Origin of the sequence: Phyllobacterium sp. SB3, assembly GCF_040009165.1 — a bacterium.
In the GTDB taxonomy this organism is placed as follows: Bacteria; Pseudomonadota; Alphaproteobacteria; order Rhizobiales; family Rhizobiaceae; genus Phyllobacterium.
Genome location: NZ_JBDYKI010000002.1, coordinates 329990 through 345816, shown reverse-complemented (window position 1 = coordinate 345816; position 15827 = coordinate 329990). Strand labels below are relative to the sequence as shown.

The following is a 15827-nucleotide window of genomic DNA, read 5'->3' as shown; positions in this document are numbered from 1 at the left end:
TAATGAAACTGCTTACAAAATTCGGCATCGCCGCAAGCGCAGCGCTCTTGATGATGGCTACAGCCGCCCATGCGGATTCGCTTGAGAACATTAAGAAGGCGGGCAAGGTCCGCATCGCCGTCGCCATGGGTATTCCGCAATATTCTTATGTCGACGACAACCTGAAGCCGACAGGCTCGGATGTTGAGACGGCCAAGCTGATCGCGAAGGATCTCGGCGTTGATCTCGACCTGATCGAGATTACAAATGCCGCGCGCGTTCCAACTATCCAGACCGGTAAGGCCGACATTCTGGTTTCAGCGCTTGGTATCACCGAGGAGCGCAAAAAGGCCGTTGACTATACGGTTCCTTACGCAACTCTCAGCATTATCGTCATTGCACCGAAGGAAATCGAGATCAAGAACTATGCTGATCTTGCCGGCAAGCGCATTGGCGTTACCCGCGCTACGACGAACGACATGGACATCACCAAGAATGCGCCGGGTGCCCAGATTGTTCGCTTCGAGGATGACGCAACCCTGATTACTGCCGCAGTTACCGGCCAGCTCGACATCATCTCCAGCCAGTCCGCAGTTCTTGGTGGCATCAATGCCAAGCGCACGGGCAAGGAACCTTTGGAAGTTAAGTTCACGCAGGCTGAAACCAATCTCGGCATCGCCCTGCCAAAGGGCGAAAAGCCATTGCAGGATTGGCTCAACACCTGGGTAAAGACCAATTTCGACAATGGCACACTGCGCGAAGTATTCCGCAAGTATCAGCATCGCGAACTGCCGGACGATCTCACTTCACGTTGATCGGAACATTCAACTGATTGAGGGAATGGGGCGCTTCTGCGCCCTTTTTTCTTGTCCGGTCACTTCAACATTGACGAGGCAAACAATTCCATTTACTGAATCTGGTCATGAAAGCTGCAATGGTTATTCTGGTGGTGGGATCGCGCATGGGCAGGATGGTTTAACCATCCGGCATTAGCACCCATGCGCGCAAACAAGCTCCTGACGGGGCTTTTTTTATGCCCGGAATTTAGCCTCCGCACTGCCCTGTCACCACCATCCAATTCAAACATTGCACAAAGGAACTGCCATGACAGGCACGTACACCAACGCACCCGCACACCCTGAAATGACAGGAGCAGAAATCGTCCTGCAGGCGCTGCGCGACAATGGCGTTGAGCATATTTTCGGCTATCCCGGTGCAGCGGTGCTGCCTATCTATGATGAACTTTTCCGGCAGACCGACATCAGGCACATACTGGTACGCCACGAACAGGGTGCGGGCCACGCCGCAGAGGGCTATGCCCGTTCGACAGGCAAAGTTGGCGTCATGCTGGTAACGTCCGGACCCGGCGCGACAAATGCGGTTACTCCGCTTCAGAATGCGATGTCGGATTGCGTGCCTATCGTTTGCCTGTCCGGACAGGTGGCAACCGCGCTTATCGGTACCGACGCATTTCAGGAATGCGATACTGTTGGCATCACGCGGCCGTGCACGAAGAATAGCTGGCTTGTTACCGACGTGAGTGAACTCTCCACCACAATCCATAAAGCGTTCCGGCTGGCACGGTCGGGTCGACCTGGACCGGTACTCGTCGACATACCGAAAGATATTCTCGTCCGGACTGCCTGTTACACGCCTGTTTCCGCTGTTGCCTGGCCGGAGCACTACAATCCCCCTGAGGGTGGAACCGACAAGCGAATGGAAATCGCTCATCATGGACCATCATCAGATGAGACAATCATTGCGCGCAAGTACGCACTTGACCGGCTCTATGAACTGACCCGCGATCATGCACCGTATGTTGCCATCGATATGCATTGGCACAGGGAATGTGCTGCCCGGTTCAATCACGCCGGTCAGTCCAGTCGCTGGATAGCCCCGAGCGGATTCGGTACTATGGGATATGGCTTGCCAGCGGCGATAGGCACACAAATCGCCCATCCTGAAAGCCTGGTTATTGATATTGCCGACGCGTCATCTGTGCAAACGACAATGAAGGAACTTTCCACGGCGATTCAGTACGATGCCCCGATCAAGGTTTTCATACTGAACAACGGAAGCACGGAGTTTGGCGGGTATCTGAAGAGTCTTTATCGCTCCTGCTTGAACTCTCTACCCGATTTCGTAAAACTGGCGGAGGCTTTCGGCGCCGTTGGCATCAGGTGCGACAAGCCCGACGATCTCGACGAAACGATAGGAGAAATGCTGGCAGTAAGACGGCCTGTGCTGTTCGATTGCCGGGTTGCGTGATTTGCCGATTTCTCTGCAATATAATCGGGTAATACAATCGTGTATGCTTGTTGCCTTCCATCGCAGCCACATGCGACAAAGTGCTTGCCATATCAAGCACGCCCTTCCCCATTCAATGCCTTGATAACCGGAAGGATAGAATACTGGCCGATTTCAGCCCGGTCGGTCAGAGCCCGCAAATATCCACCCGGTGAGCGTATTTCACCAACACGTTCCAGAATTGCAGCAATCGTTATCGAGGCATTGATATCGCCCATGGCATCACGCGCTCTCTCCCATGCATCCGGCGAAACACCAAGCATCGAGCGGACCAATCCGGCCGTTTGCATCAAATCACGCCAGTCCCGAATCCCATCTCGAGCATAGTCCCGGATTTGCGGACAGGCCGCGAGCACAGCATCAAGCCGCATGGGTATCGATTTCGTTTCAAGCTTTGGCCAATCATCGGGTGTACCGACAGATTTTACAGTGCGACGGGCGCTATCCAGCCTTTGTCGTAGTTTATCGATTGCTGCCGTACGGCCTGGCACTGGTTTAGCAGGCGTTGGTTCGCCATTTCGCCTCTGGCCCTTTTCGGGGGCTCTTTCAAAATTAGGTTCTATATCTGAATTCTGAATATGGTGCTCAAAGGAAGAGTCAGTGCCGCTCATTTCTGTGTCAGATAATGTATCCAGAAATGCTTTTTCAACCTTTATACGGAGTTTGGCCAATGCTTCACAACGTGTCCTGAGGGTTTCCAGGGGCAGATGTCTGCTAACCCGTCCTGATAAAGCAGCAAGATCGTCTGCATATCCGCTCCAGTCACCGGCGCGCTCCTCACTGAGGCCTGCATCAATGGTCTTGGACACGTCACGCAAGTGAATGGTGATTTCGCTGCGGACACGGTGGATAGCACGCGCCAGATCGCGTGCCTGTGCCGCATGTGCCTCGATCTCACCAGCTCGCAGCGCCAGGGGTGACAGATCAAAGCCGAATGCATGCTCGATCTCGCCGCTTTCACCACGACGGGCATAGCGCTTGCCGTTTGGACTATCGCGGCGAATAATTAGTCCTGTCTCTACCAGAGCTGCCAGATGCCGGCGAATTGTCGCGGATGACATGCCGCGTGTGCGCAATGACAGCTCGGTATTGGACGGAAAGACGATCAACGGCGCGCTGCCATCCAGTAAAGTCTCCGGATAGAAGCTAAGCAATGCTTCAAGCACTGCAATTGTACGGTCTGAAAGGAAAAACGCTGTGCGCGCTTCGGTTAATGAACGCAGCAAAGCCCATTTTTCCGGCTGGCTTCCCCCGGTTTCATTCAGTTTTTCTCGCGCTCGCGCTGTCTTTTCCTGTACCGCAATCATGGCGTGCGACAACGATCGCCTGCCAAATGGCGACGTTGCAAAACGGTCGGTCATGTTCTTCACCTCAATTTGAGGCAATCAAAAAGTATGCCGGAACGCGTCCGACTCTTGACAAGTCAGGGTGGAAGTGATTCTCTAAAATTGCTACATTGAAGAGGGCTTCCGGGGCGGTAACGTTCTGGGGGCCTTTTTTCTTGCCGCTGTTTCCTTCTCTTTTGTCTCTAGAAACGGCTCTCGACGAACCGGCTGATCAACGCTTACTCACACTGACCGGCTTTGTGACCACGTGGACAAGTCACCACGCTATTTGTCACTTGTCCGGCTGTTGTAACGGGCGAGCAGTGTTTCAAGCTCCTCCGTCACGAAGACCGCAAACCCTTGCGGTATATGCTCGGCGAAGGTCAGGGTCTGCCTTCCCTTGTCCGAATTCAATTGTGCAATCGAGGCTGTGCCCGTGGATTTTTTATCCGCGACAGGGGTGATGTTACGCGGCGCCAGGGCGACCGGTTCAACACGTTTTAGCAACCGTTCGAAAATGCGGTTGAAGCGCGTATTGCTGTCGGCAGTGCTGAAAGGCTCCAGCGTGATTTCATTCAGGGCTGCTGCCTGCGCTTCGCTGGACTTCAGTAATTCTGCGAACCTGACCCAGCGCGGGCGGCCGATCTTCGGTGCCGGACCGATAGCCCGCACGATTGGATAAGGCACAGCAGCCGCCACCTGGAGGAAACGCGTCATCTCCGCCTTGTCGATCGACAGGGCATCCTGAACGAGCCCACGCTCAAAGCCGCGCTCGACAAGGTTGCGTGCGAAGAAGGCCCGCTCGATAAAGGAAAGATCTCGCCGCTCGGTGTTTTCCTTGCCTTGTGCCAATACAAGCTGCACATCGCTAAGCTCGCGGACAATTGCCTGCACCGGCTTGCCGATGCGCAGTGCAGCGCGCAGGCGACGATGACCATAGGCCGTCTGGTAGTAGCCCGGCTTTTCCGGGTGCGGGCGCACGAGAACCGGCACCTGCTGGCCGTTCTGACGGATGCTCTCAACCAGATTTTCAAAATCCTCATCAAGCCCGGCCGCATGACTGAGCCGGTCCTCGACGAATGAGGTTTCAACGAGCGCAGGATCAAGCTCGATCACCCGCTCGAGACCTGCAAGGCTCTCTTTAAGGCGGCGCGCATCCTCGATCTCGCGCGACATGCCACCAAGCGAGAGCCCCATGGCCTTTACCGCGCCCGATGCCGTGCGTGGCTTTTGCGTTTCGCTTGCGGCATTTGGAGCAGGCACGGATTCGACCGGCTTCTGCTCTGGCGCGGGAATGCTCTCCACGGTTCCGAACAATGCCTTGAGCTGATCCCTGCGATTATTGCCTGTCATCATCGCGCCCTCACTCCGGCCTGTTCCAGGCCTTGTAAATCAAGCCCTGGATTTCGGAGTTGACTGACGTCAGCGATTCAATTGCACGGTCATAGGTCGCGCGGGTGAAGCTGTCACGGGATACTTCATAAAGTGTCTGCTTGGTCAGACCAGCATCGGAGAAAGCCGTCGATTTGACCACCGACGAGGTCAATACACGATCTCCGAAAAGCGAACGCAGGAAGCCCGCAATCTGCTGCTGTGGCGCATCATTCGGCTCGAAGCGTGTAATCAGGTAGCGCATGAAATCGAAATTGAGTTCACCGCCAGCCTCGCGCACAACAGCGAGAAGGTCGGCGGTCATGAACAGGAACTGGCTCATCGAGGCGACGTCAAGCATTTGCGGATGAACAGTTACAAGCACCGATGTAGCAGCGCAAAGCGCCGAGAGCGTCAAAAAGCCAAGCTGCGGCGGGCAGTCGATGACCACGACATCGTAATCGTCGGACACCGTGTCGAGGGCGGCCTGCACGCGGGCGAAGAACAATTGCTGTTCGACAGTCTGTGCAGCGCCATGTTGCCGGTCCGCCAGCATTTGCGGCGTGGTATGTTCGAACTCCTGCAATTCCAGATTGCCGGGTATGAGGTCGAGGCCGTCAAAATAGGTCTTGCAAATGATATCGCGTAGCGGACGGCGTTCGCCATCATAGCGAATTGCACCGTAGAGCGTATCATTGCCGGTGAGATCCAGCTCCGGCTGATAACCAAACAGCGCTGACATCGAAGCCTGGGGATCGAGATCGACGGCCAGCACGCGGAAACCGGACATCGCCAAATGCTGCGCAAGATGCGCGCTTGTCGTGGTCTTGCCGGAACCGCCCTTGAAGTTGGTAACCGCGATGACCTGCATGTGTTCATTGGCGGTTGGATCACGATGCGGCAGATAGGTCTTTGCCTTGGCTCCGCCGGCCTCTGCCAGATGATGACGCAGCGCGTTGATTTCGGCCAGCGTATAGAGCCTGCGCCCGCCACTTCCGGTTTCCGGTTGTGGACCCTCTCCCGCGATGGAAAGCTGACGCAAATAACCGTCCGAGACTCCAATGAGTTTGGCAGCTTCGCCACTCGTAAACCTGCGCAATGCTTTCATTGCCGTTGGCGGGAAGAGCCGGTTGCGCATTGCCTGCAGCTGAGCTGAGAGCATTTCTGCATCCGCTGCGATTGCCCTGTCGGCCGACAAAGCAACAGGCAAAGAGGCATCGCCCATCAGAGTCGGGTCTTGTTGATTTGCCTGTGCTACATGCATCATAGTCAAGGTGATATCCTGTACGTCCGTTAAGTCATTTTGCAACGCTGGCAGAACATGCGCCGATTCGACATAAAAACCAACGGGGTAACGCTGGACAGAGATTTAACGCTGCAAGTCAGCACTAACACCGCCTGACCTTGGTAACGTTTATTCCACCGCAATCCCCTTAAAGCCGTAACTAGGGTGCTGAAATATACGAGTCGCGTCAAGAGCCTTATAGTTAAGGCAAATTAGCCAATTGCGCACCGGCCCTCGGTTACAGAAAAACTGTTGTGAATCGGCACCGAGAGAATGTCCTTTTTACCCTTCTCTTGGCCCGACTGCGGCCCTTGGCGTTGAAGGTCATGTTCAGGCTCCAGAAATCGACGGCAGGCGCAGCGGATCGACGGTCGAAAACGGCCGCGCAAAGATCAGAGCTGTATGCGTATCATCCTGAACATGACCCAGGTTCTTACCTGGCCGCGGGAGTCGATCGAGGAAAAATCGGATGGTTAACGGAAGCGGCTACCTTCCTCTGGCTCGTTTGCCCCTTGAACTTCAACGGGAAGGCCGAGAATCTATTCGGGTATAATCTGGCGTTTAATCTGGTCGTCTCCGGTAATCCGGTGTAATCTGGCAAATAATCTGGTTGATCAATCAGGTTCAATCCGGTATTCAATCTGGTATGATCAATACAGACACCATACATATTACGCCTGAGGTACTAACTCTCGTCGCTGAAATTGACGAATTCAAGGGGGCATGGCGCGCGTTGGGTACGCTTGCGCCAGAGCGCTTGAAAGCGTTGCGAATGATCGCGACCATTGAAAGCATTGGCTCTTCGACACGCATCGAAGGAAGCAAGCTAACCGACAGGGAAGTCGAACATCTCCTTGCCAATCTGGAAATCAAACGCTTCACAAGTCGCGACGAACAGGAAGTCGCTGGCTACGCCGAGGCGATGGAAACGATATTTCAAGCGTGGGAAGATATTCCACCAACGGAAAATCACATCAAACAACTTCATCGCGATCTTCTCCGGCACAGCTCAAAGGACGAGCGTCATCGGGGCGAATACAAGACATTGCGAAACGATGTAGGTGCCTTTGATAAGGAGGGAAAAATGATCGGGGTTGTCTTCGAGACGGCCACACCCTTCGACACGCCACGACGGATGCAAGAGCTTGTCACTTGGCTGAAGGACGCGCGTGAGCTTGGTCGTCTACATCCACTAATAATTGTTGCCGTGTTTACCGTCGTATTCTTGGAAATCCATCCTTTCCAGGACGGAAACGGTCGCCTCAGCCGGATATTGACCACGTTGCTGCTCCTCCAAGCCGGATACGCTTATGTGCCATACTCTTCTTTGGAAAGCGTGGTTGAGAACAGCAAAGAAGGCTACTACTTGGCACTACGCCAGACTCAAAAGACCATTCGAACCGAAACCCCTAATTGGCAACCATGGCTCCTTTTCTTCTTTCGCGCCCTACAACAACAAAAGCGCCGCCTTGCGGCAAAGGTCGAACGGGAGAAGACTGCTCTAGCCGTCCTTCCAGAATTGGCACTCAAAATCCTTGATTATGCGCGTGACCATGGCCGCGTCACATCGCGTGACATGGTGCGCGAAGCTGGCGCGAGTCCTAATACGCTTAAAGCCACGTTTACGTCCCTGGTAACGAAAGGAATGCTTGTGCGTAATGGAGGCGGTCGTTCGACTTGGTACGCGCTACCCTGAATAGCCGACACTGGGGAAATTTGAGCGATAATGTCACTTCAGTTCAGAGACATAAATCCCTTTTGGTGGTTTTTGCTACCTCACATGGGAATATTTGAGTCAAGAGTATATTGAGCACCGGTTGCCATCTGGCGAAGTTTAATTAGATCCATGGTCCGAGCCCGTTGCATGATACGGTCTGCAAGCAAACCTATCCACCTCACATACGGTCGCCGCTCGCAGCGGCCGCACCAAAATCCCGCTTGCGGCGGTCGGGCTCAGGAGACGGAACCATTCTAATTCTCGGCTTGTAAAGCCATAGTAGCAAGCGGTCCGTCGCCTGGATCCACCAGGACTGATCGGGTCCTGGAAGATTGCAGAATTCGACGTATGTATTGTCAGATGGTCTTTCATCACAGCACCTTCGATGACGACACCGGCGGTCACATATTTCCACAGGGCAACCAGCAATTTTCGCGCCAGTGCCACGATCGCACTCTTCTTCATGCGGCCGCCGTTGGATTGGACCCGCGCTGTAAACCAGAGACTGAGCGCTGATTTCGGTTGATGGCGCAACCATAGCCAAGACAGTTGTACCATTGTAGTGCGCAGTCGTGGATTGCCTGCCTTCGACACGCCTTGTTCGTGATCAATGGTTCCGCTCTGCCAGGGCGTCGGTGCCAGCCCAGCATAGGCAGCAACCTGTCGCCGGTTGTCAAAATGGCGGAACAGCCCTTCGGTCCACAGAATAGCTGCAATTCCAGACCAATGCCTTTGATATCGCACAACATTGCCGCAGCCGGGGTCAGTGTTGCCACCGCGCTATCCTTTTGCGCTGTCAGTAGTGTATTCCGCTCGTTCTCCACCGTGGTAATTTGCTCAAGCAACAGTTCGAGCCGCTCAAGTTCACGAGTCACTTGCGCCTTGAGGTGTGCTGGTAAAGGACGGCCATCGCCTGTTTGAAGTTCGTCCAGTCGTTTGCGCCGGTCTTTACGCAGCGGTTCGTAATCGCTGATGCCTTGGGCAAAGAGTAGACCTTTGATACGATTGACATGTTCGATGCGCTCCGCGATCAGGACCTTGCGCTCCCGACAGATGCGGCGGCGATCTTCTTCCTCTGGACTTGGCGCTTTGACCATAGCGCACACACGCGGTTCCCCCCGCTTGAAAGCCAGCAGCGCTCTTACCAAAGCCTCACCATCCAACTTGTCCGTCTTCGCTCGCCGGCGCCTTCGCGAGATTGCAAGGGTACGGCCGGACAATCCTCATCTCAAAAGGATGATGATCTTCGTCAGTGAACAAAATCCCCGCCTGGGCCGGTAGGCACCACATTTTATTTATCGGGAATTATTGAGAAGAAACTGTGCTCTATTTCAGCTGCTCCTGGGCCCGGAAGATTGTCAACACGCTGGACATCCCGCAAATCAGTCTTGCAGACACACGGCGAAAAATCATTGCCTATATACGAATGACTCTCCTTATTTTCTAGTATTCAGGCATGATCTGAAATGCATTTTCTTCACTAAGCAGAATGTTCCGAATATCGTTATCAAACCATCGAACAATTCGTTTTGCCTTCATCAGTAATTTTTGAAGGCAACAATGAAGAATGAGAAAAACATCCAGCCTAATGCGGCTGGGAAAGTCACGAACTGAACTATTGATCGGTTTTGTGCTATAGAAAGCGCAATTTTACTATCGGCGGAGCTATGTCAAAACAGCATCTAGATGTTCCAAAAATTGTCCGGCAAAATGAAAGCTCCAGCGACGTTCATAAAGACCGGATCTTTCTGCTGGATCGCGAATTCGACGATCCAAAACTTCCGTCAAAACGCTACTTTTGCCCATACAGCAATCAGATAGAGGGAGTGCTTGCAAGCTTCCCGCATTTGCAGAGCCGCATCGAGGTCGTGAGGCTACCCTTTCGGCGCCCCCGGCAGACGGTCATTGATCTGCTGGGTGAAGACAATCAAGGCCTTCCGGTGCTGATTTTTGGTAATTCAACCCTTCCGCCGGATGATGCCAAGGTGGCGGGAAACCAACATTTCATCGCCGATACAAGACGCATTCTCGAGTTGCTCGCAGAGCGTCACGACATTCCCTGGCCGCACTGAGGCGGCAGCCAGTCACAATTTTCCGCGCGGCTTCCAGTCTGAAACGAGAAAAACTATGCCAATCCTTGTCCCGAATACCGAGAACTTTGTTGCAGCACCATCCCGCACTCAACCAGGCGGGTGGCTTGCCGCTGCTTCCAGGTATACTAAACTATTGTTGCTGTCATTGGTTCTGGTCAACGCACATGGCGCCTTGGCACAGACCACCGTATCCGTGCCTGCCGCCCAGCCATTGAGCGGCGGCACATTGAGTGTGGGATTGGGAACCGATACGGCAATAATCGACCCTTCAATCACCGGCAGCTCCATAACCGCAGTGATTACGCGAAACATCGTGGATTCACTCGTTGGTCAGGCCGAGGACAATAGTTTCACGCCCTGGCTCGCCGAGCGCTGGGAGATAAATGGCGATCATACGCAGTACACGTTTCATCTTCGCAAGGACGTGACGTTCAGCGATGGCACTCCGTTTGATGCCGAAGCGGTAAAGTATAATTTTGACCGTATTCTCGACCCTAAAACGACCTCAGCCTATGCCAAATCCCTGCTGGGCCCAGTCGAATCCATTGTGGTGTCAGATCCGGATACCGTGGTGATCCGGTACTCGAAATCATTCTCACCCCTGCTGCAGGGATTGAGCCTGCCTTATCTGGGTATCCAGTCGCCGACCTACCTGAAGAACACTCCAAGCACCACCAATACCGTTGTCGGTTCTGGTCCGTTCATCCTCGACAGTTTTGTCAAAGGCAGCGGCAGCACGCTCTCAAAAAGACAGGACTACAATTGGGGACCGGGTTATGCGGCCCACAAAGGTGCAGCATATCTCGACAGCATTGTTTTCAAGCTGCTGCCTGAAGCATCCGTCCGGCTGGGTGCCTTGAACAGCGGGCAGCTTGATGCCATCGACAATGTCCCGCCGGCAAACTACCGGTCGGTACAAGCAAATGACAAACTTCAGGTCGTTACACGGGAAAATCCGGGCGTTAATACCGCATTCTTCCTGAATACATCGCGGGGTCCCTTTGAAGACGTAAAGCTCCGTCAGGCATTTCAAAGCGCAGTGGATGTCAAATCGGCTGTACAGGCCGCCTATTTTGGCAGCCTGAAACCCGCGGACAATATCTTCGGGCCATCGACACTTTATTATGATCCGGCAGTCGCTTCACTGTGGGGTTATGATGTCGAGAAAGCCAACCGTCTGCTTGACGAGGCTGGCTGGAAAGTGCGTGACACCGATGGTTACCGCACGAAGGATGGCAAGCGGCTGACTGTACGCTACGTCTATGATTCAGCGGACAAGAGCGCTGAAGAGATCACACTGGCACAAGCCGTCCAGTTTCAGGTGAAGCAGGCGGGTTTCGATCTCCAGCTGGTGCCGGTGGACGACGGCAGCTACACGGCTGCCTTGGAAAGCAATGATTATGATATCAATTCCTTCTGGTACGTCCGTGCAGAACCGGACATCCTAAGAACTGTTTTCCACTCGATCTATGCACCGCCTGCCGGTGCCAATTCCAGCCGTACCAAGAGTCTGGACGACCTTTTGACGCGCGCCGTCGGTGCCTCAGACGAAGAGCGCCGCGAACTATACGCAAAGGCACAAAAAGAGATCATCACAGAAGCGTATGCGGTGCCCTTATATGTGGCTGCCTATCAGCTGGGAGCATCGAAGAAACTGCAGGGCATAAGCTGGGCGACCAATGCCAAGCCGAATTTCTACGATGCCTGGTTTGAGCGCTAGAATGATCCGGCCTGCAATACAGCGTGCGGGCATCGTTTTCGGGGTGCTGTGGGGGGCGGCTACAATCGCCTTCCTTGCCGTAAAGCTTATCCCGGGTGATCCGGTTGCGATCTTGAGTGGCGGGCAGAACATCGTGGATGCGGCGCAACGCGCTGCCATCAGCGAGCACTTCGGGCTGGATCGTCCGCTTATTGTTCAATATGTGAACTATCTTGGCCATGCGCTGACCGGTGATTTTGGTGTGAGCTACCAATACCGGCAATCCGTAACCGAGGTGATCGCAGAGGCTCTTGGACCGACCCTGCAACTTGCCGGAAGTGCAATGGCTGTTGCGCTGCTTTTTGCCGTTGCGATCTCCCTTGTAACAGCTGGCCGCCACCAGAAGCTCCGGGCTCTTGCAGTTGGATTTGAACTCGTGATCCTTAGCACTCCGGTTTACTGGATCGGAATTGTGCTTCTCAGCCTGTTCAGTTTTCACTGGCAATGGTTTCCGGTGACCGGCAATGATGGTCTTCGTGCATTGATACTGCCGGTGATTGCACTGAGCCTGCCGCTGGCCGCCTTACTGGCGCAGGTACTCAGGGATGGACTGGAGGAAGCTCTCGTTCAACCGTTTGCACTGACCGTTCGCGCACGCGGCGTGAGTGAAACCGTCCTCATATTGAGACACGGTCTGCGCCATGCGGCGCTCGCTTCAATCACCCTTAGCGGCACATTGCTGGCAAGTGTGCTTGGCGGCTCCATACTTACTGAAACTGTTTTCGGACGCTCCGGCATAGGTCAGATAACGCTTCAGGCCATCAAGACTCACGACATGCCGCTTGTTCTCGGGCTGGTCATGTTTTCTGCCCTCATCTTCGTTGTCGTCAACCTGATCATTGATGGGCTTTACCTCCTTATAGATCCAAGATTGCGGAAAGCGGGGGCATGAGTGCCGAAACAAGCCGGGTGCTGACGCGCCGCGTCACGAAATCTGAATCCAGCAGTTGGTGGGGCCCTTCAACGCTCGTTCCATGGGTCCTTATCCCATTGCTTGTCATTGCAACTTTCGCGCCCGGCCTTCTTGCACCCGGTCACCCTGATGCAGTGAATGTCAATGCGGTTTTTCGTGCGCCTGATTATTTGAACTGGTTCGGCACCGATCAATTGGGGCGCGATGTTTATACCCGGGTCATCCATGGTACTGCCCAGTCTCTTACCATCGGCATCGGCGCGACACTGATAGCGTGTCTCGGCGGCATCACGCTCGGTACAATTTCAGCACTCGCACCGCGCCCTGTTCGCCGCGTTCTCGTGCGCCTTTTCGATATCCTTCTCGCCTTTCCGGAGTTGCTGCTTGCTCTGCTGGTGATTGCAGTACTGGGCCGCGGCCCAGTCAACACATTGCTGGCAGTCGGCCTGGCAGGCATTGCCGGATATGCCCGTGTCGTTCGGGCACAGGTTCTTCAGGTCAGTCAGGCCGGCTATGTGGAACATGCCGTCACGATAGGCGAAGCACGCTTCAGAATTATATTTGAGCATATAGTGCCCAACACAATCCGCCCTCTCCTCGTGCTGGCGACGATCAATGTAGGTAGCTCTGTGCTGGCCGCATCCGCCCTCAGTTTTCTGGGGCTCGGGGTGATTCCACCGTCGGCCGAATGGGGCGCGTTATTGGCGGACGGGCGAAATTTCCTCGACATTGCACCATGGGTCAGCCTGTTCCCCGCCTCCGTAGTGGCGCTGTCGGTTATCTCAATCACGCTTTTCGGAAGACGTCTTCATTCAATCCTGAACACGGGAAAAGGGTGAACTTCCCCAACCTTGAGATGGAATTATTGTAATGGCCGATGCATTAACTTTAGGGAAAGCCGATTTGTCCCGCGTGGTCGCTGCCGGTTCAGAGCGGCATTCTGCTGGCGCTACGGCAAAGCGCACCCCTGTTCTGCATGTCGAGGGACTGAATGTTTCATTTGGGCTGGTCGAGGCGGTCAGGAATGTTTCGCTCGATGTTTTTCCCGGAGAAGTGCTCGCACTTGTTGGTGAGTCCGGTTCCGGTAAGTCCGTAACCGCCCGGACCCTTGTCGGATTGCCGGGAAAAGGGGCATATGTCGAAGCCGGTGCGATTTCCCTTCACGACCATACAGGCAGCCTGCTGGATCTGCGCAGTCAAAATTCCGGAGGATGGCGGCGGATAAGAGGACGGCATATTGGTCTGGTGCTTCAGGATGCGCTGAGTTCACTTGATCCCTTGCGTAAAATCGGGCTGGAGGTTGCCGAGCCAATCACCACCCACGGCCTTTTCCCGCGAACGCAGATTGCCGACCGTGTAAACACATTGCTGACCTCGGTGGGCATACCGGACCCGCAGCATCGTGCCGCACAATATCCTCACGAATTATCCGGCGGATTACGGCAGCGTGCATTGATCGCCTCGGCATTGGCCGGTGAACCAAAATTGCTTATCGCTGATGAGCCGACGACTGCGCTCGATGTGACCCTGCAAAGGCAGGTGCTCGCAGTCTTTGCAGATCTGGCTCGTGCCGGCCACGCTATATTGCTTATAACCCACGATCTGGCGGTCGTCGCACAGATTGCCGATCGCATTGCCGTGATGCGATCGGGGGAAATTGTTGAAACCGGGTACACACGGAATATACTGCTCAATCCGTGTCACCCGTATACCAGGAGTCTGCTGGCTGCTATTCCTTCAGGAGCGACGCGTGGTCAACGGCTGTCCCTGAAACATGATGCTCCAATTCCGAAGCCGCATGATACAAATCCAGATGCGTCCGGAAAAAAATTGCTTGAGGTGCGTGGCGTCTCACTGGCCTATAAATATCCCGATGGCAGTCTTTTGAAGGCAGTAGATGATGTGTCACTCGACCTTCGCGATGGTGAAACCCTCGGTATTGTCGGCGAGTCCGGTTCGGGCAAGACAACACTGGGCAAACTGATATTGGGACTTCGCCGGCCGGACGACGGAGATATCCTGTTTCAGGCGCAACTATGGAGTGCCCTTCCCGATTCTGAAAGAAGATCAAGACGGGCGCATATCCAGACAATAACGCAGGACCCGCTCGGTTCCTTCGATCCAAGGTTCACGGTCGAACGCATCATTTCGCAGCCGCTGCGCGTCTGGTCGAAGTCTGACGGCGCGGCGCGGCGTCATCGCATAACAGAATTGCTGAACCTTGTTGGTCTTGATCCGGCACTTGCCCGAAGAAGACCTGCCGAACTGTCTGGAGGGCAGAGACAGCGCGTATCCATTGCACAGGCCCTTGCCTCCAACCCGGCATTACTGGTTTGTGACGAACCCGTTTCCGCTCTTGATGTGACAACGCAGGCGCAGATCCTCGATCTGTTGACCGACCTGCAGCAGCGTCTGGGACTAGCCATGATTTTCATTTCGCATGATCTCGGCGTCGTCCAGCACATCAGCCATCGCATAGCCGTGATGAAAGACGGCGTCATCGTGGAAAGCGGCAGCGTTCAGCACGTATTTGATGCTCCCAGGTCCGAGTATACGCGCAAATTGCTCAACGCCCTTCCGCGCCTTCCATCACCATCGAACCGTAAATGAGTTCGCTTAGAAAATGGCTGCGGGTAAGCGCTGATCTTTGAAACAATTATCGCGACCTTTGCCGATTGGAAGAACTGCCTGCGTTGTGATCCTTCCAATCAAAACTATCCTTGTCATATCGAACCATGAAGGAACATTCATTTGGCAAAGATCTATGACCACTTTTCTGAACTGACGGGGAATACGCCACTCATTGAACTTCGATGACTACGCCTTTCCCAGCCGGGTCGGTCATGTCGATTATCTCAGCACTCGCCAATATGCCAGATTGGTCTATGAGTGGGGGCCACGACGCGAAGACTATGGCACGCACTCGCTCCGACGCACCACGGCGGCGATGATCTACAAAGCGGCAGGTAATCGTCTGCGATTCAGATCCTGCTCGGACATACCAGGATCGGGAACACCGTTAGGTGTCTGGGTGCGGACATCTAGCGGAGCGTATAGAGATTCGAGCGAACGGCTTTG

11 protein-coding genes and 2 pseudogenes are annotated in these 15827 nt (G+C 54.4%); 9 read left to right on the top strand and 4 right to left on the bottom strand.

Annotated elements, in window-relative coordinates; translation table 11 throughout:
- Positions 1 to 2 precede the first annotated feature (2 nt).
- On the top strand, positions 3 to 794 hold the full coding sequence (locus ABKW30_RS08120) for a transporter substrate-binding domain-containing protein (protein WP_348598177.1): 792 nt from the start codon (positions 3 to 5) through the stop codon (positions 792 to 794).
- A gap of 328 nt (positions 795 to 1122) precedes the next feature.
- Entirely contained in the window at positions 1123 to 2247 is a 1125-nt protein-coding gene (locus ABKW30_RS08115; RefSeq protein ID WP_348598981.1) for a thiamine pyrophosphate-binding protein, read from the top strand.
- 92 nt (positions 2248 to 2339) lie between these two features.
- On the opposite strand, the gene repC is transcribed toward ABKW30_RS08115, so the two are convergent.
- The 3 genes from repC to repA form a co-directional block, all read right to left on the bottom strand.
- Positions 2340 to 3647: a plasmid replication protein RepC gene (gene repC, locus ABKW30_RS08110; protein ID WP_348598175.1), complete on the bottom strand. Its 1308-nt coding sequence runs from the start codon at positions 3645 to 3647 to the stop codon at positions 2340 to 2342.
- A 249-nt stretch (positions 3648 to 3896) separates the two neighbouring features.
- Positions 3897 to 4967, bottom strand: a complete 1071-nt coding sequence (repB, locus tag ABKW30_RS08105; RefSeq protein WP_348598173.1) for a plasmid partitioning protein RepB — start codon at positions 4965 to 4967, stop codon at positions 3897 to 3899.
- Positions 4968 to 4974: 7 nt separating this feature from the next.
- Positions 4975 to 6207, bottom strand: coding sequence for a plasmid partitioning protein RepA (gene repA, locus ABKW30_RS08100; protein WP_348598980.1), 1233 nt, complete (start codon positions 6205 to 6207; stop codon positions 4975 to 4977).
- Positions 6208 to 6913: 706 nt separating this feature from the next.
- Here repA and ABKW30_RS08095 point away from each other — a divergent pair.
- Complete coding sequence (locus ABKW30_RS08095; RefSeq protein WP_348598171.1) at positions 6914 to 7963, top strand: Fic family protein; 1050 nt, start codon at positions 6914 to 6916, stop codon at positions 7961 to 7963.
- A gap of 387 nt (positions 7964 to 8350) precedes the next feature.
- Here the strand turns inward: ABKW30_RS08095 and ABKW30_RS08090 are convergent.
- Positions 8351 to 9192: pseudogene (locus tag ABKW30_RS08090) on the bottom strand (IS110 family transposase); the annotation flags it as partial.
- 459 nt (positions 9193 to 9651) lie between these two features.
- On the opposite strand from ABKW30_RS08090, the gene ABKW30_RS08085 reads away from it, so the two are divergent.
- The 6 genes and pseudogenes from ABKW30_RS08085 to ABKW30_RS08060 form a co-directional block, all read left to right on the top strand.
- A complete protein-coding gene (locus ABKW30_RS08085) occupies positions 9652 to 10056 on the top strand; it encodes a DUF3088 domain-containing protein (RefSeq protein ID WP_348598169.1) in 405 nt (134 codons plus the stop codon).
- A gap of 55 nt (positions 10057 to 10111) precedes the next feature.
- Entirely contained in the window at positions 10112 to 11797 is a 1686-nt protein-coding gene (locus ABKW30_RS08080) for an ABC transporter substrate-binding protein (protein ID WP_348598168.1), read from the top strand.
- Position 11798: 1 nt separating this feature from the next.
- Positions 11799 to 12728, top strand: coding sequence for an ABC transporter permease (locus ABKW30_RS08075; RefSeq protein ID WP_348598166.1), 930 nt, complete (start codon positions 11799 to 11801; stop codon positions 12726 to 12728).
- Positions 12725 to 13588: an ABC transporter permease gene (locus ABKW30_RS08070; RefSeq protein WP_348598165.1), complete on the top strand. Its 864-nt coding sequence runs from the start codon at positions 12725 to 12727 to the stop codon at positions 13586 to 13588. The genes ABKW30_RS08075 and ABKW30_RS08070 overlap by 4 nt, the downstream gene beginning before the upstream one ends.
- A 31-nt stretch (positions 13589 to 13619) precedes the next feature.
- Complete coding sequence (locus ABKW30_RS08065; RefSeq protein WP_348598163.1) at positions 13620 to 15359, top strand: ABC transporter ATP-binding protein; 1740 nt, start codon at positions 13620 to 13622, stop codon at positions 15357 to 15359.
- Positions 15360 to 15561: 202 nt separating this feature from the next.
- Positions 15562 to 15794 (top strand): annotated as a pseudogene (locus ABKW30_RS08060) (tyrosine-type recombinase/integrase); the annotation flags it as partial.
- Positions 15795 to 15827 lie beyond the last annotated feature (33 nt).